General features: G+C 52.9%; 19 protein-coding genes. 16 read left to right on the top strand and 3 right to left on the bottom strand.

The features are described 5' to 3' along the window. The first annotated feature begins 90 nt into the window (after positions 1-90). The 10 genes from PGL01S_RS12735 (at position 91) to PGL01S_RS12690 (ending at position 13,584) form a co-directional block, all read left to right on the top strand. Positions 91-6,837 carry a WIAG-tail domain gene (locus PGL01S_RS12735; RefSeq protein WP_127495006.1) on the top strand — a complete coding sequence of 2,249 codons (6,747 nt, stop codon included), beginning with the start codon at positions 91-93 and terminating at the stop codon, positions 6,835-6,837. A gap of 187 nt (positions 6,838-7,024) precedes the next feature. After that, positions 7,025-7,777, top strand: a complete 753-nt coding sequence (locus PGL01S_RS12730) for a glycosyltransferase family 2 protein (protein WP_116393848.1) — start codon at positions 7,025-7,027, stop codon at positions 7,775-7,777. 29 nt (positions 7,778-7,806) lie between these two features. Then, positions 7,807-8,529, top strand: a complete 723-nt coding sequence (locus PGL01S_RS12725) for a sugar phosphate nucleotidyltransferase (protein ID WP_127495005.1) — start codon at positions 7,807-7,809, stop codon at positions 8,527-8,529. A 17-nt stretch (positions 8,530-8,546) separates the two neighbouring features. Beyond that, complete coding sequence (locus tag PGL01S_RS12720) at positions 8,547-9,899, top strand: glycosyltransferase family 2 protein (RefSeq protein WP_127495004.1); 1,353 nt, start codon at positions 8,547-8,549, stop codon at positions 9,897-9,899. Between the two features lie 98 nt (positions 9,900-9,997). Beyond that, on the top strand, positions 9,998-10,285 hold the full coding sequence (locus PGL01S_RS12715) for a hypothetical protein (protein ID WP_015843055.1): 288 nt from the start codon (positions 9,998-10,000) through the stop codon (positions 10,283-10,285). A 25-nt stretch (positions 10,286-10,310) separates the two neighbouring features. Then, positions 10,311-10,652, top strand: coding sequence for an alpha-helical endospore appendage domain-containing protein (locus tag PGL01S_RS12710; RefSeq protein ID WP_127495003.1), 342 nt, complete (start codon positions 10,311-10,313; stop codon positions 10,650-10,652). Beyond that, positions 10,649-10,927 (top strand): hypothetical protein, encoded by a 279-nt coding sequence (locus PGL01S_RS12705; RefSeq protein WP_116393844.1) that lies wholly within the window; start codon positions 10,649-10,651, stop codon positions 10,925-10,927. The genes PGL01S_RS12710 and PGL01S_RS12705 overlap by 4 nt, the downstream gene beginning before the upstream one ends. 33 nt (positions 10,928-10,960) lie before the next feature. Then, complete coding sequence (locus PGL01S_RS12700) at positions 10,961-11,248, top strand: hypothetical protein (RefSeq protein WP_116393843.1); 288 nt, start codon at positions 10,961-10,963, stop codon at positions 11,246-11,248. Between the two features lie 114 nt (positions 11,249-11,362). Beyond that, positions 11,363-12,463, top strand: coding sequence for a CgeB family protein (locus tag PGL01S_RS12695; protein WP_127495002.1), 1,101 nt, complete (start codon positions 11,363-11,365; stop codon positions 12,461-12,463). 11 nt (positions 12,464-12,474) lie between these two features. Then, positions 12,475-13,584, top strand: a complete 1,110-nt coding sequence (locus PGL01S_RS12690) for a CgeB family protein (RefSeq protein WP_127495001.1) — start codon at positions 12,475-12,477, stop codon at positions 13,582-13,584. Between the two features lie 11 nt (positions 13,585-13,595). Here PGL01S_RS12690 and PGL01S_RS12685 read toward each other — a convergent pair whose 3' ends face one another. Next, entirely contained in the window at positions 13,596-14,585 is a 990-nt protein-coding gene (locus tag PGL01S_RS12685) for a ketoacyl-ACP synthase III (RefSeq protein ID WP_116393840.1), read from the bottom strand. A 190-nt stretch (positions 14,586-14,775) separates the two neighbouring features. Between PGL01S_RS12685 and PGL01S_RS12680 the strand changes: the two genes are divergently transcribed. Continuing rightward, positions 14,776-15,633 carry a YhcN/YlaJ family sporulation lipoprotein gene (locus PGL01S_RS12680; RefSeq protein WP_127495000.1) on the top strand — a complete coding sequence of 286 codons (858 nt, stop codon included), beginning with the start codon at positions 14,776-14,778 and terminating at the stop codon, positions 15,631-15,633. A gap of 210 nt (positions 15,634-15,843) precedes the next feature. Here the strand turns inward: PGL01S_RS12680 and PGL01S_RS12675 are convergent, their stop codons facing one another. After that, positions 15,844-16,068 (bottom strand): helix-turn-helix domain-containing protein, encoded by a 225-nt coding sequence (locus PGL01S_RS12675; RefSeq protein ID WP_006040330.1) that lies wholly within the window; start codon positions 16,066-16,068, stop codon positions 15,844-15,846. A gap of 199 nt (positions 16,069-16,267) precedes the next feature. After that, positions 16,268-17,896: a catalase gene (locus PGL01S_RS12670; protein ID WP_127494999.1), complete on the bottom strand. Its 1,629-nt coding sequence runs from the start codon at positions 17,894-17,896 to the stop codon at positions 16,268-16,270. A 191-nt stretch (positions 17,897-18,087) separates the two neighbouring features. Here PGL01S_RS12670 and PGL01S_RS12665 point away from each other — a divergent pair, with 191 nt between their 5' ends. The 5 genes from PGL01S_RS12665 to PGL01S_RS12645 all read left to right on the top strand — a co-directional run bounded on the left by PGL01S_RS12665 (position 18,088) and on the right by PGL01S_RS12645 (position 24,916). Continuing rightward, complete coding sequence (locus tag PGL01S_RS12665) at positions 18,088-19,704, top strand: response regulator transcription factor (protein WP_127494998.1); 1,617 nt, start codon at positions 18,088-18,090, stop codon at positions 19,702-19,704. Continuing rightward, complete coding sequence (locus PGL01S_RS12660) at positions 19,701-21,476, top strand: sensor histidine kinase (protein WP_127494997.1); 1,776 nt, start codon at positions 19,701-19,703, stop codon at positions 21,474-21,476. The genes PGL01S_RS12665 and PGL01S_RS12660 overlap by 4 nt, the downstream gene beginning before the upstream one ends. A 119-nt stretch (positions 21,477-21,595) precedes the next feature. Next, positions 21,596-23,050: an ABC transporter substrate-binding protein gene (locus PGL01S_RS12655; protein WP_127494996.1), complete on the top strand. Its 1,455-nt coding sequence runs from the start codon at positions 21,596-21,598 to the stop codon at positions 23,048-23,050. A gap of 91 nt (positions 23,051-23,141) precedes the next feature. Then, positions 23,142-24,089 (top strand): carbohydrate ABC transporter permease, encoded by a 948-nt coding sequence (locus tag PGL01S_RS12650; protein WP_127494995.1) that lies wholly within the window; start codon positions 23,142-23,144, stop codon positions 24,087-24,089. Then, positions 24,086-24,916 carry a carbohydrate ABC transporter permease gene (locus tag PGL01S_RS12645; protein WP_116393833.1) on the top strand — a complete coding sequence of 277 codons (831 nt, stop codon included), beginning with the start codon at positions 24,086-24,088 and terminating at the stop codon, positions 24,914-24,916. The genes PGL01S_RS12650 and PGL01S_RS12645 overlap by 4 nt, the downstream gene beginning before the upstream one ends. Positions 24,917-24,922: the final 6 nt, after the last annotated feature.

The following is a 24,922-nucleotide window of genomic DNA, read 5'->3' as shown; positions in this document are numbered from 1 at the left end:
CCTTTTTTGTTGCCTAAACGTTAGTAGCGCGCCCATGGGTATGAGCATATAGTGAAATAACTTTGGGGAGGAAGAAAGAAGGAGAGGTCAATGACAAAAGGTAAATCGTCGAAAAGCACCAAAGGGCGTAAGCCGAGTTATTTTGTTGATAATCCGAATGCCTCGGAATTAAAGTGGCTGGATGAATTGAAAAGCAAAAAGAATAAGGTTCAGAATAATAACCTGCTTGTTCCGCAGCCTAAACCTGCAGAGAACCGACCGGTGAACATTAACGCAATAGCTCCTGTGGAAGAAGCCCCGCAAGCGGAGACGGATTTGATCCCTGTATTGACGGAAGAATTGATCCTTGTTGCCGATGCCTCCTCATCGGCTGAAATAAGCGACGCTGAGACAGAGCGGCTTATTGAGGAAATCGCTTCTTATGATGCTGATCCCGTACCGATTCCGGAGCTGAAGCAGGAGCCTAGGCTTGAACTGAAGCAACAAGAAGTTAAGCAGGAATCGAAGCCTGAATCGAAGCCTGAAGCGAAGCCGGAAGCTAAGCAAGCGCAAGGGCAAGAATCGAAGCAGGAGCGGAAGGAAGAAAAAACATCTGTACCGGGACTTGAGCCAACTTATGAGAAGAAGCTCGACAAACTGGTGGAGAAGCAGGACCTATACAAACCGTTTCCGTTTATCTATACGGATGATATCGTGGATGGCGCCGTAACAGGCAGCAAGCTTGCTCCTTACTCGGTAGACTCGGACAAAATGCGTCCGGGCAGCATCAACTCTTCCACCTTATCCGATTATGCGGTGCAAAATATTCATCTTGCCCCCGGAGCCGTAACGGGCAATAAAGTTTCGCCTTTAGCCATTACGGGCAACCATCTTTCGAACAGCTCCATTACCGGGGATAAAATCGTGGATTCCTCGATTAACGGCAGCAAGCTGCAGGATGGCAGCATCACCTCGGAGAAGCTGGCCGACCGGACTATTGATTCCAGCAAAATCTCGGACAGCTCGATTACATCGCGGCATCTTCAGCCGTTTATCATCACGGAAGAGCTGATCGACAACCATTCCATCTCTGCGGATAAAATTCAAAACAGCGCCGTCCGCACGGAAAAAATAGCCAATGAGGCCATTACGAATTCGAAGCTTGGCGAGGCATCGGTTACTCATTCCAAATTGCGGGACGGAGCGATTACAGGCAGCAAGCTGGCCTCGGATACGATTGAGTCCGTTCATCTGAAGCAAGGGCTGCTCTTGGCGGAGCATGTCTCGATTGGAGCTATCCTGGGGAAGCACGTGGCTCCAGGCGCCATCACGCAGGAGCATCTGGCGGAAGGAGCGGTAGGGACCGGAGCCCTTCAGCCTCAATCCGTAAACGCCGAGCGGATAGCACCCGGAGCCGTTAACGCAAGTCATCTCCAGCAGGAGACCGTTTCCGGCGAGCATATCGTGGCCGGACAGATTGGGAGCAAGCATCTTGTCGATCAAAGCGTCAACTCGAGCAAGCTGACAAATGAAGCCGTGCAAACCCGTCATATCGGGCGCAGCAGCATCATTTCGGATCATATTGCCATCGGCCAGATCGAGCAGCGCCATATTGCCCATCAGGTGGTGTCGCGTCAGCATTTGCAGTCCGGTTCCGTAGGCAGGGAGCAGCTGCAGGACGGCTCTGTGAAAGGGGAGAAAATCGCTCCCCAAGCCATTACGACCGATCATCTGAGCGACCAGTCGGTTGGTACGCACCAGCTTGCGGACCAGGCCGTAACGGATAGAAAAATAGCGGATGGCGCGGTCAAAAGCTCCAAGCTCGCTGCGGGCGCCATCGAAACGGGTCATCTGAAGAACGAGATTATTACGTTTCAGAAGCTTGCTCCCGATACGCTCCGCGCCTATCATTTTTCGGCAGGTTCCGTAACCGAGGATGCGATTTCCCCGGAAGCGATCTCCGGCGAGCATTTGAAGCCGAAGGCGATTGAGAAGCAGCATTTCGCCAATCAGGCAGTAGGCACGGATGCCATTCAGGATCTGTCGGTTACAAGCGGCAAGATCGCTTACGGTGCGATTACCGAGTTTAACCTGTCTCCGAACTCTGTTCATCCGCATCATCTGGCTGATCATAGCATAGGCTCCCAGAAGCTTGCTCCCGAATCCGTTTCAACCGACAAGCTGGCCGAGCGAAGCGTAACCGCCTCGAAGCTTGGCGATGGCAGCGTCAACGAACAGCATATCGCGCAAGATGCGGTGAATTCCGATGCGATTCAGCCTGCTTCCATCCATGGCGGTCATCTTCAGTATTCTTCTATTGCGAGCGAGCATATTGAGGACGGCGCCATCCAATCCGTTCATTTGGCGGACGAAGCAGTAACGCGGCAGCATTTGTCGGAAAGCAGCGTACAAACGGAGCATTTGTCCGACCACGCGGTGACAACCGGCAAGCTGGCTGCCCAATCGGTAACAAGCGAGAAGCTGGCGGATTCGAACGTTACCTCCTCCAAGCTGGCGGATGGCAGCGTGCAATCGAATCATATTGCTCCGGGCTCGATTCATTCAGAATTAATCGGCCTTCAGGCGATCCAGTCGGAGCATCTGCAGACGGGTATTATTCAAGCGGAGCATATGGGTTATCAGTCCGTTACCGAGATGAATCTGTCGTACGATATCGTGAACACGGATCATATTGCCGACCAGGCCGTAACGGCAAGCAAGCTGTCCAAGGATGCGGTAACAACCGAAAAGCTGAACGATTCAAGCGTAACCTCTTCCAAGCTGGCAGACGGCAGCGTTACGGCTGGCAAACTTGCGGAAGGCTCCATCTACTCGGAGTTAATACGCCCGTTCTCGATTCAATCGAATCATATCGAGCCGCTCTCCATTCAATCCGAGCATCTGACGGAGGATATTATCGGAGCGGATCATATCCGCGGCGGAGCGGTTGGCACGGAGGCTTTGTCTAATCAGTCGGTAACGGCGCCTAAGCTGGCAACCGGCGCTGTGCAGTCCAGCCATATCGGCAACGAAGCGGTCGTAAGCAGGCATTTGGCGAATGATTCCGTCCTTGGCATTCATATCGTAGAGGGCAGCGTTCGCAACATTCATCTGACCGATGAAGCAGTCACCGAAGCGAAGCTTGCTCCGCTCAGCGTAGGGGAAGCCCATATCCAAGCCGGCGCGGTAAATTCGGAAGCCCTGCAGGATGAAATTATCGGAACGGAGCATCTCGCGGACGGTGCGGTTCGGGAAACCAAGCTGGCTTCCTTATCGGTTAATGCCGATCATATCCAGCCGTTGTCCGTTCAGGAGAAGCATCTGACGCCGGGCAGCATCGATGAAAGCAAGCTGCAAAACGGCGCGGTAACATCCGCCAAGTTGGCAGTTGATACCGTATCGGGCGATCACCTGCGCCTGGAGACGATTGCGAGCAAGCATATTAAGGCCGATTCCATTCAAAGCTATCATCTTCGGAAAGGCACGGTGTCCTTCGATCACCTGAGTGCGGATGTTCTTAATGAATTCAAGCCTAAAACGATTTTGCCGGAGCAGTTGGCTGAAGGGATTATCGAAACCTCCAAGCTGCTTGACGGCAGCGTTGTTACCGATAAGCTGGCGGATGACAGCATCACAACCGGGAAGCTGGCCGATGAGAGCGTCACAACCGGCAAGCTTGCGGAAGGAAGCATCACAAGCAGCAAGCTGGCCGACAACAGCGTCACGGGCGAGAAGATTTCGGATGAGAGCATTACCGGAAGCAAGCTGACGGCAGGCAGTATTACTAACGACAAGCTGGCTGATAACAGCATTACGGCCGATAAGCTGGCCGACGCAAGCATGACAGGCCGGAAGCTGGCATTCGAGAGCATCACCGGCGATAAGCTGACAGCCGAAAGCGTAACGGGCAGCAAGCTGGCCGGAGGCAGCATTACCGGCGATAAGCTGGCGGATGAAAGCATTTCAAGCCGGAAGCTGGCGGATGGCATTATTACGGGCAGCAAGCTGGCCGACGGAAGTATTACCGGCAGTAAGCTGGCTGTTGAAAGCATTACAAGCGATAAGCTTTCGGACGGAAGTATCACGAGCAGCAAGCTGGCCGATCAAAGCGTTTCGGCCGAGAAGCTGCTGGATGAAAGCGTGTCTGGCCGGAAGCTGGCAGGCGACAGCGTAACGGCGGAGAAGCTGGCCGACGATAGCATTGCAACCCGCAAGCTGGTGGACGAAAGCGTCACTTCCGAGAAGCTGGCCGAAGAGAGCGTAACGACGAGCAAGCTGGCCGATCAGGCGGTAACAGGCCGCAAATTGGCAGCGGAGAGCGTCACTACCGATAAGCTGGCCGACGACAGCATAACTACCCGCAAGCTGTTTGATGAGAGTGTCACCAGCGAGAAGCTGGCCGACGGAAATATCATTACGAGCAAGCTCGCGGATCTGTCTGTCACCGGCAGCAAGCTGGCGGATGAGAGCGTTGCGACGGAAAAGCTGGCGGAGGGAAGCGTTACATCTGAGAAGCTCGCGGCAGAAAGCATTACAAGGCGTAAACTGGCCGACGAAAGCGTAACGACGGAGAAGCTGGCCGACGACAGCATTACAAGCCGAAAGCTGACCGCGGCAAGCGTAATTACCGAGAAGCTGGCGGAGGGAAGCGTCATTACAAGCAAGCTAGCTGACCTGTCCGTCACCGGCAGCAAGCTGGCGGATGAGAGTGTCTCGACCGGGAAGCTTGCCGATTCCAGTATTTCGAGCCGTAAGCTAATCGATGAAAGCGTGACTGGCGATAAGCTGGCAGGCGGCAGCGTGACGAGCATAAAGCTCGCTGATCAGGCTGTTACCGGAAGCAAGCTTGCCGATAACAGCATTACCGGCGAGAAGCTGGCGTCCGGAAGCATTACGGCTGATAAGCTGTCCTCAGACAGCATTACCGGCAGCAAGCTGGCGGATGAAAGTGTCACGACCGAGAAGCTGGCGGACGATAGCATCACGACCCGTAAGCTGGTGGACGAAAGCGTGACCGGCGACAAGCTGGCGGACGAAAGCGTCACGGGCCTAAAGCTGGCTGACCTGGCCGTTACCGGCAGTAAACTCGCGGACGAGAGCGTTACAACCGAGAAGCTGGCAGGCGGCAGCGTAACGAATGAGAAGCTGGCTGATGCTAGCGTGACCACCTGGAAGCTGGCAGGCGAGAGCGTCACGACCGAGAAGCTGGCGGATGAAAGTATTACATCCCGCAAGCTCGCGGGCGGAAGTGTCACGGCCTGGAACCTCGCCGAGGGCAGTATCTCAAGCGATAAGCTTGCCGATGAAAGTGTCACGACTGGCAAACTGGCGTCCGGAAGCATTACTTCGGAGAAGCTGGCCGAAGAGAGCGTCACGACCGAGAAGCTGGCTGACGACAGTATTACATCCGGGAAGCTGGTTGATGAAAGTGTAACTGGCGAGAAGCTGGCCGACGGCAGCGTATCAAGCAACAAGCTGGCCGATCTGGCCGTCACTTGGAGCAAGCTGGCGGATGAGGGCGTCACAACGGAGAAGCTTGCTGCGGGAAGCGTCACGGAAGAAAAGCTTGCCACTGCTAGCATTACAAGCCGCAAGCTAGCCGATGAAAGTGTGACAACCGAGAAGCTGGCCGACGATAGCATTACAAGCCGCAAGCTGATTGCGGAGAGCGTAACCTCCGAGAAGCTGGCTGACGGAAATGTTATTACGAGCAAGCTAGCCGACCTGTCCGTCACCGGAAGCAAGCTGGCGGATGAGAGCGTCTCGACAGGTAAGCTTGCCGACTACAGTATTTCGAGCCGCAAGCTGATTGATGAAAGTGTGACCAGCGATAAGCTGGCCGACGAGAGCGTGACAAGCGAGAAGCTGGCTGATCAAGCGGTGACCGGAAGCAAGCTGGCCGATAACAGCATTACAAGCGAGAAGCTCGCGGCTGGAAGCATTACGGCCGAGAAGCTGGCGGCAGATGCCATTACCGGAAATATCCTTCAGGATGCCAGCATACTCGCAGAGAAGCTAGCCGACGACAGCATCACAAGCCGCAAGCTGGCCGACGAGAGTGTGACCGCAAGCAAGCTGGCGGACGGCAGCGTTACGATCAATAAACTGGCTGATCAAGCGGTGACTAGCAGCAAATTGGCCGACGCGAGCGTTACGGCGGAGAAGCTGGCCGATGACAGCATTACAACGCTTAAGCTAGCCGATGACAGTGTAACCACTTGGAAGCTCGCGGATCATAGCGTCACATCCGGGAAGCTGGCAAATAGCAGCGTTACCCGCGAGAAGCTGGCGTTCGGCAGCGTGACGGGCGATAAGCTTGCCGGCAACAGCATCACTGGCGATAAGCTGGTAGAAGAAAGCATCACGGCCGAGAAGCTGGCCGATGAGAGCATCACAACCGAGAAGCTAGCCAATGAGAGCGTAACGAGAGAGAAGCTGGCGGAAGACAGCGTATGCGGCTGGCATATTGCGACAGAGGCAATAACGCTGGATAAATTGGCGCCGGAGCTTGTATCGGCGATATTCCCGCCAGTCATAGAAGATGCGGAAGAACAGTCGGAGCAAGAGCCGGAACCGGCGCCTTCCTATATCCGCTCCACGGGAACCGGTCAGGTCATTCAACAGTTCGGCCTTGCCCCGTATTCGTTCTTCAAAAAAGGGAAGATGCTGGAGATTGAAGTTATATTCGACGAGCCGTTCAGCAATACGGACTATGCCATTACCGCCATCTGCGATAATCCGGAATGCTATGTATCCGTCTTTAGCAAATCCGAAGGCAGCGCCATTCTAAATATTGTCCGCTCCAGAGGTTCGTTTGAGCCTGAGGGATATATGAACTGGATCGCCATTGGCCGGTAACATTCATAGATTTAATAGAGGATGGGAGCTAAATCTATGCTCCTATCCTCTTTTTTAATTGGGAGGGGGACAGACGTCTTGGAAGTTGTACAAATGCCGTTGCGCCAACAGTCTGCATACATACTATGTGATGTGCATCAATATGCTTGCAAATATTAATAGGCGTAAAACCGAGGTGATTCAGTGGATGAAACGCGCACCTCATCCTAATCCGGCCGTATCGGTCATTATCCCTGTTATGAATGAAAAATCGACCATCGGGCGCGTGATTCGCGAAGCGGCAAAGGTACATCCCCGTACGGAGGTTATTGTCGTTGCCAATGGTTCTACAGACGGTTCCATAGCAATTGCTAGAAAGATGGGGGCAAGGGTGCTGCAATTCGGGAAGCCTCTTGGTCATGACGTTGGGAGAACGATAGGGGCATTGGAAGCTAAAGGCGAGGTACTGCTGTTTATTGACGGAGATATGGTTATATCAGCTGCTAATTTGCGTCCTTTCATTTACGCAGTGAGAGAAAAAGGAGTAGACGCGGCGTTGAATAACTATTCCGGTCCGGTTCGCAAAGCGAAGGTTCATAGTGTCGTGCTGGCTAAGCATGCCTTGAATGCCGTTCTTCAAAGGCCTGACCTGAAGGGGATGTCGTTCACGGCCGTACCGCATGCGATCAGCCGCAGATGCCTGGATACGATTGGAGCGGAAGCCTTGTCAGTCCCTCCGCTTGCCCACGCGATGGCTGTGAAGCAAGGACTTAAGGTGAAGGCCGTACACACCGTTAATGTCGGCAAAATAAACAAACCGCGGCCGGAGCGGGAGAGGAAAAACCCGCTTGAACGATTAATTTTAGGCGATCATTTGGAGGCGATCTATTGGCTGCTGTCATGCACAGATGAACGGGGCGGGTTCGAGGATCGGCTGCGCAAGCGCGAGATGGCCTTGTAAGTCTGCACATGGTTAGGAGGGCTGCACTTTTGAAAGCTGTTATTTTGGCGGGCGGAACCGGAACACGGCTCATGCCTCTTACTTCTTATATCAATAAGCATATGCTGCCGGTCGGCAGACATCCGATGATCCACCATGGTATCGAGTCGCTGCGCAGGGCAGGGATCAACGAGATTCTGATTATCACGAACCGTCAGTCTGCGGAAACGTTTATCCGGTATTTCGGCAGCGGGGAAGACCGGAAGGTGTCGCTGGTATACCGGATCCAGGAAGGAGCCGGGGGCATTGCGGATGCGCTGCAGCTGGCCAGACCGTTTATTGCGGATGGCGAGAAGTTCCTCGTTCTTCTGGGTGACAACTTGTTTGAAGAGGATTTAACGCCTTATATTCATGATTTTCGGCAGCAGCAAGACGGGGCGATGGTGCTTCTTAAGGAAGTCGACGATCCGCACCGTTACGGGATTCCGGTCTTTGATGCTAGCGGTGCAATCAAGCACATAGAAGAAAAGCCCGCGGAGCCGCAGTCGAATCTATCGGTTACCGGTTTATATATGTATAGCTCGGATGTTTTCGAGAGAATCGAGAATATCAGCCCGTCAAGCAGAGGAGAACTCGAGATTACGGATCTGAATAATCTTTACGCGGCTGCCGGTCTATTAACCTACCGGACGTTAGCCGGCTGGTGGATGGATGCGGGTACATTCGAGTCGCTTAAGGAAGCATCCGCCCGATATTGGGATATAGAATACTAGACGGGAGAGATTTGTGAGTGAGACGCAAACCGCGGGGCATTCGTCGTCTCAAGCCCGCGCCTACGAAAGAGGGAAGGCGTTCGGCTAACTATCAGGCCGGTCTGCAGGCAGGATACAATCAGGGACTTCTTGCTGGTCAAAGCAGCTATCAATCTTTGTTCGAGGGAACAAGCATTATAATCCCGAGCTACAATCAGGTGAATTATTTGCGCGGCTGCATCGACAGCATCGTGGACAATACGGAGCAGCCCCACGAGATTATCGTTGTCGACAACGCTTCGACTGACGGGACAGCCGAATATTTGGAGCAACTGGACGGTCAGGTGCGTTACCGGGTTCTCGATCAGAATTACGGCTTCGCGGGTGCGGTGAATATGGGACTCATGATGGCCAAAGGCACAACAATGCTTATTCTCAACAATGATACGCTTGTGACCGATAACTGGCTTGGCAACTTGCTGATCTGTCTGCACAGCGATCCCGCAATCGGAATGGTGGGGCCGGTCACGAATTATATTAGCGGAGACCAGCAAATTCCGGTTCCTTACGAAAGAATAGAAGATATGCCGGAATTCGCGAGACTCAATAATATTTCCGATCCGAAGCGCTGGGAGAGAACAGACAGGCTGCCGGGCTTCTGCCTCTTGTTCCGCCGCGAATTGTGGGAGCAGGTCGGCTTTCTTGATGAAGGGTTCGAATTCGGGAACTATGAGGATGATGATTATAATATTCGGACCAGGCTGCTCGGTTACTCCCTTATTATCGCAAGGGACTCCTTTATCCATCATTTCGGAAGCGTCAGCATCAAGGCGCTTGGCGATCAGCTTGAACAGGTTAACACCCGAAACATGGTTTACTATATGACCAAATGGAATAATCCGTATGCGTGGATTCATCAAGTCCGCACAAGCCATCCGAAGCCAGCTTCGCTTAAGGGAAAGGGAGAGATCGCCTTCTACCCGGAAAGTGTCGCTGTGAAGGGGATTGGCCCGCAGGTTTATTGGATCGAACAAGGAAGCAAACGTCCAATCGAAGGGGAATGGTCCGGACCGGTCGTGCGTCTGCCGCAGGTTCTGCTCCGGAGCTGGCCGTCTGCGGACGCGCTGCCCGCGGTTGAAGCGGCATCCAAATGGCATGCGCTTCACTCCGTTCATTTCGGCGCTTCCCTGCACGGGCAAGTTGCAAGCGGGCTGGACGGCTTCCTGTATTATCTGGAGAATGGCACCAAGCGAAAAATTATTACGGAAGCAGCAGCCGTCTCCTGGCATTTGAACGAAAGGGCGAAATATCCGCTAACCTCGGAAGAGCTGCAGGCAATGCCGGAGGGGCTGCCTCTAATTCCGCCGGTTAAGCTGCGTCAGGTCCTGTAGGCATACGCAAGTATCACCCTTTTTCAAAGATGCATATGCTAGTATGACGACGACAATTGAACTTGACACGTTTATTGCTGCAAAGGAGGGGCTGGAAATTGCAGCAGATCGTAAACGAAATAATAGAGCATTTATCGCATTCCCATCAACAAATGGCTCGCATGATTGACTCCAAGCGGCATGTTGTCGTGCGGATGGCCGAGGTTGTGAAGGCCATCCCCGACAACAATCCGAATTTTGGAGGAACGGATGGACTGCTGTCGAATACGCAAGCTCTGCTTGGCGGAGTTGTTTCTTACTTAACAACGATAGCCGAATTGCAGGAGACGCTTGCCGCGCAGCTGACGTTTACGGTCCGCGAGCTTCGCCTAGAGGAAGAAGAGTAAGCTTGCCGGAAGGAGGATGTTTGTCATGAACCGGGATCAGGCTTATATGCGAATGCTGGGCGCTACCGCCCATATGCAGTGGAATATTGCCAAAATGCTGGAGGCTAAGGCCGAAGAAACGGAGAAAGCGCGTCATTGGATATGTAATCATATTACCGCGGCATCCTTCCTGGGCGATCAAACGCAGCTTAAACAGACAGCCCAAATCAACGAACAGGTGATTGAACTATTGGACGGCGTTAACAAAATGAGCCAAGGGATCCTATCCGTCATGCGCTCGGTTCTGCCTAAAAGCAACGAGGGCGGAGGCAATCATGACGGGGACGACGAGGAGATGCTGTTCGGCGGCATGGGTGACATGAATTGAGATTCCAGTCGTCCAGAGAACAGCAAGTGAAGCTGGAGATTCTCTCTTCTCTCGCAAGCAGCCAGACGGCGCTTGCCCGCATTCTGAACAGCATCGCCGACGTATCGGAGGCTTCCCCGGCGCTTGCCAGAAGCATTGCCGAGAATGTGAAGCTCCTAACGTCCATGCAGAAAAATATAGCGGAGTCGGTAACGGGGCTGACCATGCGCGGCAAGCGTCTGAAGCGGGGGCGCCCCGGCAGCCCTTGGCTGAACGCCAAGATCAGCAGGCTGTAAAGATAGAAGTCATCCATGAAGGAGGCGTTTGATATGAAGAAGAAAAGCGCTGTTTCAGCCAAACGGAGAACCAAACGCAAGCCTGGTGTAAGGACTAAACGCAAAGTAAACGGAGCCCGGAAGACGGCGGGGAAGAAGAAGCCCGGCAAAAGCACGATGAAACGCCGGAAGTCTTCGGCCAGAAAAAGAAGAAAAAGCGTAAGCTTTGATCAGGCCAGCTACGATTACGGTTTTAACCAAGCCTATAACGACGGGTATAATACCGGCTTCGCCAAAGGCTTTGAAGACGGCCATCAGATTGCTTACGAGACGCAGGTTTAATCGCACAGACGAAAGATAGAGGTCTTAGCTCTGCCTTGTTCATGCCAGAATGGACAAATCAGGAATAAGGCTTTTTTTGTATAACTTCGGATAACGGGCAGGTGAGTGGGAAATTTGAACAAGGCAACAGCGGCGTCCTTTCGGCAAGGCAGGCAGCAGGGTTATTCGGCCGGATTTCAGGCAGGATGGCGGGACGGGGCTTGCGAATGGGCAAAGACTTCTCCCGTAACTCCGGTTCCGGAAGCAATACCTTTGCGCGTGTTATATATACCGCAAGGCTCATTAGGCTTTGACGCCATTGATTCCGGCATTATTCAGGCGCTGCAACGATGCGCCAGCGAAGTGCATGTAGGCGCGCAGGAAGGCTTGCTGCAGCAAGCGGCCGCCATTCGGCCCGATCTTGTGCTTGTATTGAACGGCTTATACACTTTCCCGCCGGATCATCTGGAGCAGATTGCCGCGATTCGCGCGCTAGGGATTAAGACGGCGATCTGGTTTGTGGATGACCCGTATATGACGGCCCAAACGGTCCAGATCGCGCCAGCTTACGATATTGTATTGACGCATGAGCGCGGGACAATACCGCTCTATCAACAGCAAGGATGTCTTCAGGTGCATCATCTGCCGCTTGCCGTCAACGAGACGGTATTCCGTCCTTTTCGCGCGGATAAGACGTATGAATACGAGGTTTGTTTTATCGGTGTAGCCTTCTGGAACCGGGTAGAGCTGATTGATTCGATCGCCGGGCAGCTGTCGAAGCGAAAGCTGTTTATTGCCGGAGGGCACTGGGACCGTCTGAAGCAATATCCGCTGTTAGCATCCAATATTCACCCGGAGGGCATTGCGCCAGAAGCGGCCGCCCATTATTACAACGGCTCCAAGATTGTGATCAATATGCACCGGTCCGATGTCCCAGGGAAGGATAATCAGATTGAAGCGCAGGCACCCGGCTTATCGCTGAATCCGAGAACCTATGATGTTTCGGCTTGCGCGACGCTGCAGCTAACGGATATCCGGGATGACCTGTTTTCCCAGTACCGTCCCGGTTATGAGATCGAAACTTACGGCAATGCGCAGGAGCTGCTGCAGAAAATTGATTACTACTTGACCCATGAAGAAGAACGCTTGCGGATTGCCATGAGAGGCTTGTACCGAACTTTGCGTGATCACACGATGACTACGCGAATCGCTACGCTTTTGAATCTATTGATGTAGGAGTGACAAATATGGCGCCAGTGGTCAAAAGGAAGAGCGATGAGGAGGCTGGACGCGCGGCGGGATATAAGCTGGGCTGGGATCACGGATACTGGTTCGGGTTATGCGAGGAAGCGATCAGCCGTATTCCGAAGGACAATAAAGTATGGCCGATTCACGCCATGTATGTGGAGACAGGCAAAGGCTTTCCTTACTCGCCGATCGACGAAGCCGTAAGAGGGACTTTAGCGTCTATGGTCCAGAGGTTGACCGTTGTTAACGCGGCACAGTCCGTGGCGGAGCTTGCGCTCGCTGACCGGCCGGATGTCGTTATCGTTCTGGATGGACTGCAGTTTGATGTCGCCCAGATCGAAAAGCTTCGGGAAAACGGAATCCGGACAGCGATCTGGCTGACCGACGATCCCTATTATATGGATATTACAACGATGATTGTTCCGTATTACGATACGGTATTTACGCTCGAGCGCAACTCGGTGGACTATTACAAGCAGCTTGGCTGCCAGAATGTGTTTTATTTGCCGTTTTGCTTCGATCCGGCGCAATATCGCCCGACGAATCCCGAACGCTCAAGCCGCAAAGAAATTACGTTTATCGGATCCGCCTATTTGAACCGGGTTAGCTATTTCAATGAATTAACTCCTTATCTGGCGGGGAAAAATACGTTAATATCCGGTATTTGGTGGGACCGTTTAGCGAAATATGAACTGCTGAGCTCCAAAATCAAGCTGAATAATTGGATGGGACCGGCAGAAACAGCCTTGACGTACAATGCTTCCAAAATCGTGATCAATATGCATAGGGCGCATGACGATGCCTTGTACAACAGCAACCGAATCGGATTAACGGCTGTTTCCCCTAACCCCCGGACCTTTGAGATTGCCGCTTGCGGCGTACTGCAGGTATGCGATACCCGGGATGATCTTGCTTCCTTTTTTACCCCGGGAGTAGAAATCGTTACCTATTCCTCGCCGGCGGAGCTGATCGAGAAGATGGAATATTACCTGAAGCATGAAGAGGAGCGGCAGCAAATCGCCCTTCGCGGCATGTACCGGGCTTTCCGGGACCATAAATACGCGAACCGTCTTCAGACGATGCTGACGATATTATTCCCGCTCCTCTAATTCTTCATGAATTAAATGGACCAACGAAGCAGGACGCCAGACTGCGTTAATCCGCCGCCAAAACCATAGAGCAGCAGCAAGTGTCCCGGCAATACGCGGCCGTCCCGGACGGCGGCATCAAGGGCAAGCGGAATGGATGCGGCAGACGTATTGCCGTAGCGCTCGATGCTCGACAAAGCCTGCTGCTCGCTTATGCCGGTCCGTTCGCATAACGCGTCGATAATGCGCTGATTCGCGTTGTGCGGAACGAACCAGTTGATTTGGGACGGCGTGTAGCCGCTGTCCTTCAGCAATCCGGCGATTCCTTCCGATACGTGGCTGAGCGCCCATTTGTATACTTCGCGGCCATTTTGAACGATACGGCTTGTCGTATCGATATCCGCCGCGTTAATGACGGGGGACAAGCCGCTCCGGTAAACATGATGTCCGCCGGCGCCGTCCGTCTGGGCGGAAATCGCCAGAACATCCCCGTCTCCACGGGCTTCCATTAAGAATGCGCCGGCTCCGTCGCCAAACAAAATGCAAGTCGTCCGGTCTTCGTAGTTCGTTACCTTGGACAAGGTTTCTCCGCCAATGACGAGGATTTTGCGGTAAACGCCGGACAGAAGCAGGCCGTTCGCCAGCTGAATGGCCGATGTGAAGCCTGCGCATGCGGCCTGAATATCGATTGCGCCGCAATGACGGATTCCAAGGCCGGCCTGAACCTGGGCGGCAACGCTTGGGATGACATTGTCCGGAGTAGAGGTAGCGACAATAATGTAATCCACATCCTCGATTTCCACCCCGTACCGCTCCTGCATATCCCTTACCGCCCGAATGCATAAATCGCTCGTGAACTGGTCATCCGCCGCAATCCGGCGTTCACGGATGCCTGTGCGCTGAACAATCCATTCGTCCGAGGTTTCGACGATACGCTCCAAATCCGCATTGGACAATACTTTATCCGGAATATAAGTGCCGATGGCCGTAACAGCTGCGTTGGATTGCAATTGCTTTTCCATTAGAAACAGCTCCTTTTCATTTCATACTATCGCTTCTTGGCATTTTGTTAGTACCAGGTACTAATACTTGATATTAAATTACTGAATTTGAATGGATTTGTCAAGCCTTATTGCGGATAGCTTCCCCGTAACCGAGCACAATAAGACACGGGTCAAAGCCTAACTATTCGAATGGAGGAGTGGCCAGTTCATGAAAAACAAATTCATTCTTCTTACAGCAAGTGTGGCTTTAGCAGCAACGTTAACGGGGTGTGCGTCCAATCAGGGAGATATCGGCAATAAAAACATCCGTCCCAACAGCGTGCGTTATGATGCTAACGGGAATGTGATCCGCAATCTGGCGGCTCCGGGAACATTGACCGACAAACGTTTCGCGAATGATCAAATGAACGAGATGAACCGCGTCAATGGCCGTCGTCTCAACAGCAACAACATTGTTGGCAGTCATAAAAATTATAAAATGGAAATGAGCGAGGAAATCGCCAAGAAGCTTGTGGCTATGAATACGGTTAAGACAGCCAATGTCATGCTGACCGATCATAATGCTTATGTTGCCGTATCCTTTGAAGATCATACGCGCGGCTTAAGCGCAAAAAGCTACAACCGCACAAACCTGAGCAGCCCGATTACCGATACGAACCGCCACATGAACGGCACGTATGGCGCAAGCGGCGGGAAATACGGCATGAACGGCATGAACGGAACGTATGGCATGAACGGTACGATGGGCGGTTACCATAATGACGGCATTCGCGGCCTGAGCACAACTAACACCGGCGAGAGCCAGCTGACCGATAAAATCAAAAGCGATATCGCCGCGGAAGTGAAACGGCTGCATCCGTCGGTTCAGAACGTTTATGTATCCGCAAGCCCGGACTTTGTGGACCGCATGAACAGCTATATGGGCGATGTTCGCCTGGGTCACCCGATTCAAGGCTTTGTATCCGAATTTAATGCCATGGTAGAGCGCATCTTCCCGGCGAATGCGACGAAGCTGAACTCGAATATGGCCAAGCACACCACTCCTTATATTTACGATCACCGCTAATAGCCGAAAATAAACAAAAAAAGGGCCCGCTTGCGAAGCAAGCGGGCCTGTCCTAGAAATGGTATCAACTGTGGGGTTGATGCATATGATTGTATCGAAGAAACCTTAGTCTAAGATTAAAGAACTTTGTCGAAATTGAAACAAAGTAAAAACCCCGCATCCTGTATAAGGAGCGGGGAAATGAAATAGCCCAAATCATGAATGGGATGGTTAGATTTGTAACTCCCCAAGCTTGATCAGCTCGACAACCGCTTGCGAACGACCTTTAACATTTAACTTTTGCATGACATTCGAAATATGGTTGCGGACGGTTTTTTCGCTGATAAATAATTGCTGCGCAATATCTCTAGTTGTTTTATCCTGCACCAGCAGCTCAAATACCTCGCGTTCACGATGTGTTAATAGGAACTTGCTTTTATGGTCGCTACCCTTCAAGTTTGTCACCCCTCCTTGCTCGGGTTTTTATGGTTTAACAAGGTTAAGGGATACAGTCAAATTATTGTATGAAATGGCTATGGCAATGGTGCTGTATGTAGGGAAAATGGGCGCTTATAATAAAAGAAGGGCTGTCCCTCATGCTCATCGTTACTGAACATAGGGGACAGCCCTTCTCTGTTTTTTGCTTAAACCATACTTAGTATCCGTCTGTTTTGTGACCAAGCTCCTCGGCGACTTCCATCCCTTCGCGGGCGGGGAAAGTGCCTTTGTGCTCAGCTTTCATCGCAGAGGATTTCTTGATGGCTTCCGCTACAAGACGGCCGTACTCCGGATCCGCTTGCGTCAGATTGGACAGCATTTTGTCCCGGATAACAGGCGCGCAGGTTGACAAGGCATCGCCCAGATTATGAACAAGCTCGTCGCGCTCCCACTGCTCCAGCTTGCGGAACGTATCGCCGGCCTGGGCGAAATCGTTGGTCCGGTCTATCGACTGGCGGACGAGATTCGCGTCGTAATGCGGCTCATGCGGGGCGCCGGAAGCTTCAGCCTCCGAAAGTCCGTTCAGACTGGAGGGTTCGTAATTCACATGAGGATTCTGACCCGGAGCGACATCTACGTAAAAGGCCATTTGACCGTCGCGCTGATTGGTTGCGGCACGCTTCTTCGGCGCATTGATCGGCAGCTGCAGGTAATTCGCGCCTACGCGGTAGCGCTGGGTATCGGAGTAGGATAAGGTGCGCCCCTGCAGCATTTTATCGTCCGAGAAGTCCAGCCCGTCCACCAATACGCCCGTTCCGAATGCCGCCTGCTCCACTTCGGCGAAATAGTTTTCCGGGTTTTTATCAAGCACCATTTTGCCTACCGGCACCATCGGGAACTGGTCTTCCGGCCACAGCTTGGTATCGTCAAGCGGATCGAAGTCCAGCTCCGGATGATCGCCGTCCTCCATGATCTGTACCTTCAGCTCCCAGGCCGGATAATCTCCCCGTTCAATCGCCTCGTACAGATCCTGCGTAGCATGGTTGAAGTTCTTCGCCTGAATTTGCTCGGCTTCGGCTTGAGTCAGGTTTTTGACGCCTTGCTGCGGGTCCCAATGATATTTGACCAATACCGCTTCGCCCTTCGCATTTACCCATTTGTATGTATTGACGCCGGAGCCTTGCATTTGGCGGTAATTCGCCGGAATTCCCCAAGGGGAGAACAGGAAGGTAATCATATGGGTCGCTTCCGGCGAATTCGAGACAAAGTCGAAGAAGCGCTCCATCGACTGCACGTTCGTTACCGGATCCGGCTTAAAGGCATGAACCATGTCCGGGAATTTCATCGCATCGCGGATGAAGAAGATCTTCAGGTTATTGCCGACCAGATCCCAGTTGCCGTCCTCGGTATAAAATTTGGTCGCGAAGCCGCGCGGGTCGCGGAGAGTCTCCGGCGAATGCCCGCCGTGGATCACGCTCGAGAAACGGACGAAGACTGGCGTCTTTTTGCCTTTTTCCTGGAACAGCTTTGCTCTTGTGTATTTGCCGATCGGCTCGTTGCCGAATGTGCCGTAAGCTTCGAAATAACCGTGCGCGCCTGCTCCGCGGGCGTGAACAACCCGCTCGGGAACGCGTTCGCGGTCGAAATGGGTGATTTTCTCGATAAAGTGGTAATTTTCAAGGGTAGCCGGCCCGCGGTTGCCAACCGTTCTCGTATTCTGGTTGTTGGATACCGGATGGCCTTGTCTCGTCGTCAGCGTCAGATCGGTTTCGCCTGCCGCTTTGCGGTTGTCGGCTGCTCCGCCCGCGCCTGCCGCATGAGTGCCGTTTGTATCGTTTGCGGACATTTTAGCATTTCCTCCATTTCCAATTTAAAGTCGATTTTACCTAATACTCCACTACTATTCCTCATTCCGAAAGAGTTTATGATAACAATTGGCATATCGTTAAAGCTCTATCCCCCTATTCAAGCGGCAAGGCGCGTAGTACTGTATTAAGAAAACAGCCTGCTGAAAAAAGGGTGGAAAGGACTGGTCTCATGAACATATTGATCGTTGACGACGAACCGCGGCATTTGAGAGGAATGGCCGGCATGATTCAAATGATGCGCCCGGAGGCCAAGGTGAAAACGGCCAAGGATGGAGAAGCGGCCCTTGCCCTGGTCAGGGAAGAACAGCCCGATGTGGTGCTTAGCGATATACAAATGCCGAAGCTTGACGGGCTTGCGTTCCTGCAGCGGCTGAAGGAAGAGGAGCTGCGGACCAAGGTCGTTATGGTATCGGCTTATAATTTGTTCGAGTACGCCCAAAGAGCGATTCGCCATGGCGCGTACGACTATCTGCTCAAGCCTGTCGACGTGGACAAGGTGGAGGTCCTGCTGCAGCGGCTTGACCGGCAGCTTGCGGAAGAAGAACGGGAGCGCGGCGAGTCGGCCGAGATGAAGCAAAAGCTTGAGCTCGCATCTTCTGCCTACCGTAGCCGGCTGCTGCACCAGTGGCTGCACGGCGTACTTCCTCCTGGCGAAGAGGTTGACCTGGAGGAGTGGCCTTTGCTTAGGCAAATGAACACTCTCGTATTGACGGAAATCCGAAATGAAGGAGAAGCTTTCCCCGTGACGGAGCTGGTCGAACAGCTTAAGCAGCGGGTATCGGTCTATGGCGAGGCTTGCGTGTTTCCTTTGCAGACGGTATCGCAGCACAGCATTCGCCTGGTCACCGTGCTGAAGCGGGAGACCCAGCCGGCAGCGGGTATAGAGGAGCTGCGCTCCTGCCTGACGGAGCAGACGGAGATATGGCGCGCTTGCGGCGCGGTTTCCCATGGCATTGCGGTTCTGCAGACGGAGCATAGTCTGAATCCCGCCGAGATCTTTATCCCCAAGCTTTACCGCGAGGCGGAGGAAGCATTGGAATATGCTTTCCATGAGGAATGGGCGAGCGTCGTAACCTTTGGTCATGAAATCGGGCTGGGCCATACGAATCCCGTCTTCCAGCTGGATGGCGAGCTGCTGTTCGAAGCGCTGCAGGAGCAGTCGCTCGAAAGAGCAGAAGCCATGTGCCGGGCTGCCTTTGCCGAGCTGTCCTCGCAGGGTTACACGGAGCCGAAGCTGATGAAAAATTATGCGTCTCTTACGCTGATGAAGCTGAAGAGCCGGACCTCGGGCATCATAGACCAACAGGTTGGAAGCGCTCTCGCGGATACCGCGTCTACGGCAATTCCTTCTTGCGCGAGCAGCGGTATGCTGATGGAGCTGATGCTGGTCAGACTAGCTGAGGTGCACAAATCGCTGACGGACCGGAAGCAGGGCAGCGGGGAGCTGGCGGTGGAGCAATGCCTGAATTGGATTCAGGGGCATTATGCGGAGGATCTGACGCTTGATAGAGCAGCGGAACAATTTCATTTCAACCCCTCCTACTTCAGCACCTTGATAAAAAGCCGCACCGGACGCTCGTTCTCCGATCATTTGACGGAAGCCCGTATACGGGCGGCGAAGGAGCTGCTGGCCGGCGGGCGGCTTAAAATCTATGAAATTGCGGAGCAATGCGGCTACCGGGATACGAAATATTTCACCCGGATATTCAAGCGGCAGGTAGGGTTGTCGCCGGAAGCTTATAAGCATACGCTGCGTCCGCAGACGTGGGGCGGGGATAGGCCATGACTTTTCGATTAAGGCTGCTGCTCAGCTATCTGACGCTTATCGCCTTGCCGCTGCTTGTGCTGAGCACGCTGTTTTACAATTCAAGCTTAAAGGTCGTTACCGAGCAGGCGCAAAACAATGTTCACGATGTCGTGATGAAAAACAACGACGTGATCGACACCAAGCTGGGGATCGTCGACCAGAACAGCAGGTCCTTGTTCGTGGACAAGGACCTGTTCCAGATTTTCAACAACCTGAATCCGGCAAAAGAAGAGGAGCTTGTCGCGGCCGACCGGCAGGTTACGGCCATCTTAAGCAAATATTTCTCCCAGAATTCGGATGTCTATTCCGCGCAGCTGTGGACCTCTTACTACACCTTCGGAAGCACGATGCTGATGCCGCTTGGCAATCCGGTACAGTCCGCGATTTACAAGGAAGCGGTTAAGGCAGGGGGCAAGATGGTCTGGTACCCGACCTACGATTTCATCAAGATGTACGACCAGCCTTGGCTTCAAGACGGGACGATAGATTACCGTTACTTGTTCTCCGCAACCAGGCTGCTTAACTTCTCCCACATGGAGGACAGCACGCTGGTCAAGCTGAAGCCGGAAGTCGAGCGTCCCGTGCTTGCGATCAGCTTCAAGTCGACGGTGATGGACGAGCTGTTCGAGCGGAGTATCCCGGCTGGTTCCTCGTATATGGTGCTTGATCCCGACAATATCGTCGTGGCTTCGAGCGACCAATCGCAGGTAACGAAGCGCTTCGATGAGGACTGGATGGATCATTTCCGCGAGCAAGGCAGCGGGAGCCAGCGGATCAAGCTGAACGGGCATAACCAGATCGTCAGCTTCGCCCGCTCGGAAGTGACGGGCTGGATGTCGATTGTCATTACGCCGCAATCCGCGCTCGTAAGCTCCCTGGTTCCGGTTCTCCGGACGTCAACGATCGTCAGCGCCATCGCCTTAAGCGTAGTAGCCCTGGTGTTTGCTTACTTCATCATTAGCCGCATTACGGGTCCGATCAAGAAGCTCATGAGCGCGATGCGTTCGGTAGGGGAAGGGGACTTTGAAGCCCGCGTGGACGTGGACCGGAAAGACGAATTCGGTCTCTTGTCCCAGCGCTTTAACCGGATGAATGACCGGATTGCCATGCTCGTGAAAGAAAACTACGAGATCAAGCTGAAGGAGAAGGAAGCGGAGATTCAGGCGCTTAACATGCAGATGAATCCTCATTTTTTATATAACACGCTGAACATCATGAACTGGACCGCTCTCGAGAATCGCCAGACGGAGCTCAGCAAGATGCTGGTCTGCCTGTCCAATATGCTGCACTATACGTCCCGCAAAGATTGGGAGGCCGTTCATCTGTCGGAGGAGCTGGAATGGATGCGCAATTACTTCTTTATCATGTCCGCCAGGTTCGAGGGCAAGTTCACGGTCGCTTACGAGATTGAGCCGGCGCTCTATGAGAAAAAGCTGCCAAGACTTCTCTTCCAGCCCTTTGTGGAAAATGCCATTCTGCACGGATTCAGCGGCGTGGAGGAAGGCGGGCAGATTACGATACGCGGCTGGATCGAGGAAGACAGCCGTTATTTCGAGGTTCGCGACAACGGACGGGGGATCAGCAAGGAAGGGATCGATACGATATTGTACAAGGAATCCGCGTCTATCGGAATTAAAAATACGATCTCTCGCATCCGAATGGCCTATGGCGACGAATACGGCATCCGCATTCATTCCGCTCCCGGCAAGGGGACAAGCATCGTCATCCATCTGCCGAGCAAGACCCAATAAAAGTCCACCATTCTAGAAATGCTCGGGTTTTGTAAGCGTTATCCATCATCTACAATAAAAGCAATCATAGACTGCAGCTATGAGCCATGAGGATGAAATGAGAGAGGGGCTCGAAAAAAATGATTATGAATCGATGGAAATACACTTCCGCATTTATGGTTACGGTTCTGTCGGCCGTGCTTGTCATGTCCGGCTGCACCAAGTCCGATAGTTCCAGCAATGGCAATTCCTCATCCAACACGAATAACGCAAGCGGCTCGGCCAATACGAGCAGTTCCGGTGCCGATACCGGTGCCAGCAGCGGAGAAAAAATTACGCTGAAGCTGACCGGCTGGGGCGCACCGGCGGAAGTAGCGGCGTACAAATCCGCCATTGCCAATTTCGAGAAGACTCATCCGAACGTGAAAGTCGAATTTCAGTCTATTAGCAGCGGCGATTACGATACGAAGCTGACGACAATGGTAGCCGGCAACGACGAGCCGGATGTCGCGATGATGGAATCCGCGACCATTGCCTTCCCTCTGGCGGAAGAAGGCAAGTTCCTTAACCTGCAGGACTTCCTTTCTAAAGATCAGCAGATCACGCTCGATTCGATTGTTCCGAATATTACGTACTCCCAGGCGCCGGGCAACATTATCGGCATCGGTCCCGGTCCGGAGACATTCGGACTGTTCTATAACGAAGACGTATTCAAGGATGCCGGCATTGAACCGCCTCCATCCGACGCTTCCAAAGCATGGACCTGGGATCAATTCGTAGACGTTGCGAAGAAGCTGACTCTCGACAATAAGGGACGCAATGCGGCGGATCCGAATTTCGACCCTAAAAATATTAAGCAATTCGGCATCAACCTGCCAACCTGGTGGGGCGCTTACAGTAACTTTATCTACTCCAACGGCGGCGACTTCCTGTCGGCCGACGGCAAAACCTTCGCCCTTAACCAACCGGAGGCGGTAGAAGTGTTCCAGAAGATGGCCGACCTGATCAACGTGTACCATGTCGCTCCATCTCCGCTCCAATCGAAAAATATTCCCGGAACAAACGTCGCGCTTCAGACGAAGAAGGTTGCGATGGCTATTGACGGACAATGGGCTTCGTCCTCGCTTGCGGAATCCAAGTTCAACTATAACGTAGGCGTTCTGCCGGTTATGAAAGAGCCGGTAACGACCGTAGTAGCCGGCATGTTCTCCATCTTCAAATCGACCAAGCATCCGCAGGAATCCTGGGAGCTCCTGAAGGCGCTGCTTGATCCGGAAGCTTCGCTTGACATGCTGACTAACGGAACATGGATGCCTGCTCCTAAAGATTGGTACACCGACAGCGAGAAGCTGGACAAGTGGACCAAAGATTTGGCAGCCCGCCCATCCGGCTATAACGGCGCGATTATTGACATGCTTCTGAATCACAGCCATGCAACGCCTACGGCTTACGTGAAAAACTTCAATAAAATCATGGATGTCGTTAACCCCGCTTTGGATAAAGTGTGGCTGGGCAAAGAGACCGCCCAGGAAGCTCTTGATTCCATTGCCGCGAAGGCGCAGCAGCAGGTACAAGGCCGGCGCGACGTCGAGTAAGCTGTCCGCAAACCGCGGATAACAGGAGAGGACAGCGGTTCGGGAATTCGATGAATCGCTGTCCTCTGCCATAGACAGGGAGGGTTACGGCATGGAGATTTCGGCAAACACGGGCAAGTCCGTCAAGACGGTTGCCAGAAAGAGCAGCAAAAGGGAGCGCAAGGCCCTGTTCTACGGCCTGCTCTTTACAGCGCCGGCGATACTCGGCTTTATTATCTATACGCTAGGGCCGATGATTGCCAGCTTATATTTGAGCTTAACGGATTACAACGTCTTTAAAGACACGACCAGCTTTATCGGTCTGGACAACTATGTCAAGCTGTTCAGCGGAGAAGACGATTTGTTCTACAAGTCGCTTGGCACAACCTTTTATTTCGTTATTCTGCGCGTGCCGGCGGTTATCATTATTTCGTTCTTTTTAGCGATCCTGCTTAATATGAACGTCAAGGGCCGGGCGATTTTCCGGACGATTATCTACCTGCCGAGCATTGTCCCGGCGGTTGCCGCTTCGATGATCTGGCTGTGGCTTATGAATCCGGATTTAGGCCTGCTGAATATGGCGCTTAATTGGCTTCATCTGCCAACTAGCAACTGGCTGTTCGGAGAGGGCAGCGTTATCCCGTCCATCGTGCTCACGACATTATGGGGGATCGGCGGTACGGTTATCATTTTCCTTGCCGGCCTGTCGGGTATACCGAAATCCTACTATGAAGCGATTGACGTTGACGGCGGCGGATGGTATAGCAAGCTACGCCACATCACGGTTCCGATGCTGACGCCAACGATCTTTTTCAATACCATTATGACGATTATCGGCTCCTTCCAGGTGTTCAGCGAAGCGTACATTCTGACCCAAGGCGGACCCAATAACAAAAGCTTGTTCTTCGTCTTTTATCTGTGGCGTACCGCATTCCGCGATACGGAAATGGGCTATGCTTCCGCGCTGGCGTGGGTATTGTTCATCATTATTATGATCTTTACGGTGTTTGTCTTTAAGACCTCGAAATCCTGGGTGCATTATGAGGGGGAAAAACAATGAGAGAGTCCAGGCTGAAGCTTACCGCTGGGTTTACCTCCCTGCTTATCGTTTCCGCGATGTTTATCGTGCCGTTCCTTTGGCTGCTTCGCAGCTCGGTGATGGATTTGTCGCAAATTTTCATCATGCCGCCGCAATGGATACCGAAGCCTTTTCACTTTGAAAACTTCAAGGAGGCCTTGACTGTCGTACCGTTCGGGACCTTCTTCAAAAATACACTCATTATCGTAGCCGGGGTTCTGCTCGGAACGGTTGTCTCGAGTACCATCGCCGCTTTTGGCTTCTCCCGCATTAAGTGGAAGGGGCGCGACATGGTATTCGCCATTCTGATGTCCTCGATGATGCTTCCGGGAGCGGTAACGCTTATTCCAAGCTTTATCGGCTGGAAGGAGCTTGGCTTCTACGATACGTTCTACCCGCTGATCGTGCCCGCGTATTTCGGGGGCGGCATGTTTAATATCTTCCTGCTGCGCCAGTTCTACATGTCAATCCCGCAGGATTTCGACGAGGCGGCTCTAGTGGACGGCGCGAACTACTTCCAGATCTATTGGCGCATCCTGCTGCCGCTCAGCCGTTCGGCCGTTATCGTTGTAGCGCTCTTTACGTTCCTTGCTTCATGGAATGATTTCATGGGCCCGCTCATTTATTTGAAGAGCGACAGCCGTTTTACGCTTGCGCTAGGCCTGCAGATGTTCCAGGGCAGCTATAATGCGCAATGGGATTTATTGATGGCTGCGTCAACGGCGGTAGTACTGCCATGCGTATTAGTCTTTTTGATCGGTCAAAGATTTTTCCTGGAAGGCATTACGCTTACCGGGTTGAAAGGTTAACTAGGG

The sequence above is a fragment of the Paenibacillus glycanilyticus NBRC 16618 genome (assembly GCF_004000805.1).
GTDB classification, from domain to species: domain Bacteria; phylum Bacillota; class Bacilli; order Paenibacillales; family Paenibacillaceae; genus Pristimantibacillus; species Pristimantibacillus glycanilyticus.
This window is presented reverse-complemented; position numbering and strand designations above follow the sequence as displayed.

What these genes read in the sequence shown, in the direction of transcription:
- PGL01S_RS12735 (WP_127495006.1), top strand. Translation starts at nt 91, where the DNA reads ATGACAAAAGGTAAATCGTCGAAAAGCACCAAAGGGCGTAAGCCGAGT.
- PGL01S_RS12730 (WP_116393848.1), top strand. Translation starts at nt 7,025, where the DNA reads ATGAAACGCGCACCTCATCCTAATCCGGCCGTATCGGTCATTATCCCT.
- PGL01S_RS12710 (WP_127495003.1), top strand. Translation starts at nt 10,311, where the DNA reads ATGAACCGGGATCAGGCTTATATGCGAATGCTGGGCGCTACCGCCCAT.
- PGL01S_RS12700 (WP_116393843.1), top strand. Translation starts at nt 10,961, where the DNA reads ATGAAGAAGAAAAGCGCTGTTTCAGCCAAACGGAGAACCAAACGCAAG.
- PGL01S_RS12690 (WP_127495001.1), top strand. Translation starts at nt 12,475, where the DNA reads ATGGCGCCAGTGGTCAAAAGGAAGAGCGATGAGGAGGCTGGACGCGCG.
- PGL01S_RS12685 (WP_116393840.1), bottom strand. Translation starts at nt 14,585, where the DNA reads ATGGAAAAGCAATTGCAATCCAACGCAGCTGTTACGGCCATCGGCACT.
- PGL01S_RS12680 (WP_127495000.1), top strand. Translation starts at nt 14,776, where the DNA reads ATGAAAAACAAATTCATTCTTCTTACAGCAAGTGTGGCTTTAGCAGCA.
- PGL01S_RS12670 (WP_127494999.1), bottom strand. Translation starts at nt 17,896, where the DNA reads ATGTCCGCAAACGATACAAACGGCACTCATGCGGCAGGCGCGGGCGGA.
- PGL01S_RS12665 (WP_127494998.1), top strand. Translation starts at nt 18,088, where the DNA reads ATGAACATATTGATCGTTGACGACGAACCGCGGCATTTGAGAGGAATG.
- PGL01S_RS12660 (WP_127494997.1), top strand. Translation starts at nt 19,701, where the DNA reads ATGACTTTTCGATTAAGGCTGCTGCTCAGCTATCTGACGCTTATCGCC.
- PGL01S_RS12655 (WP_127494996.1), top strand. Translation starts at nt 21,596, where the DNA reads ATGATTATGAATCGATGGAAATACACTTCCGCATTTATGGTTACGGTT.
- PGL01S_RS12650 (WP_127494995.1), top strand. Translation starts at nt 23,142, where the DNA reads ATGGAGATTTCGGCAAACACGGGCAAGTCCGTCAAGACGGTTGCCAGA.
- PGL01S_RS12645 (WP_116393833.1), top strand. Translation starts at nt 24,086, where the DNA reads ATGAGAGAGTCCAGGCTGAAGCTTACCGCTGGGTTTACCTCCCTGCTT.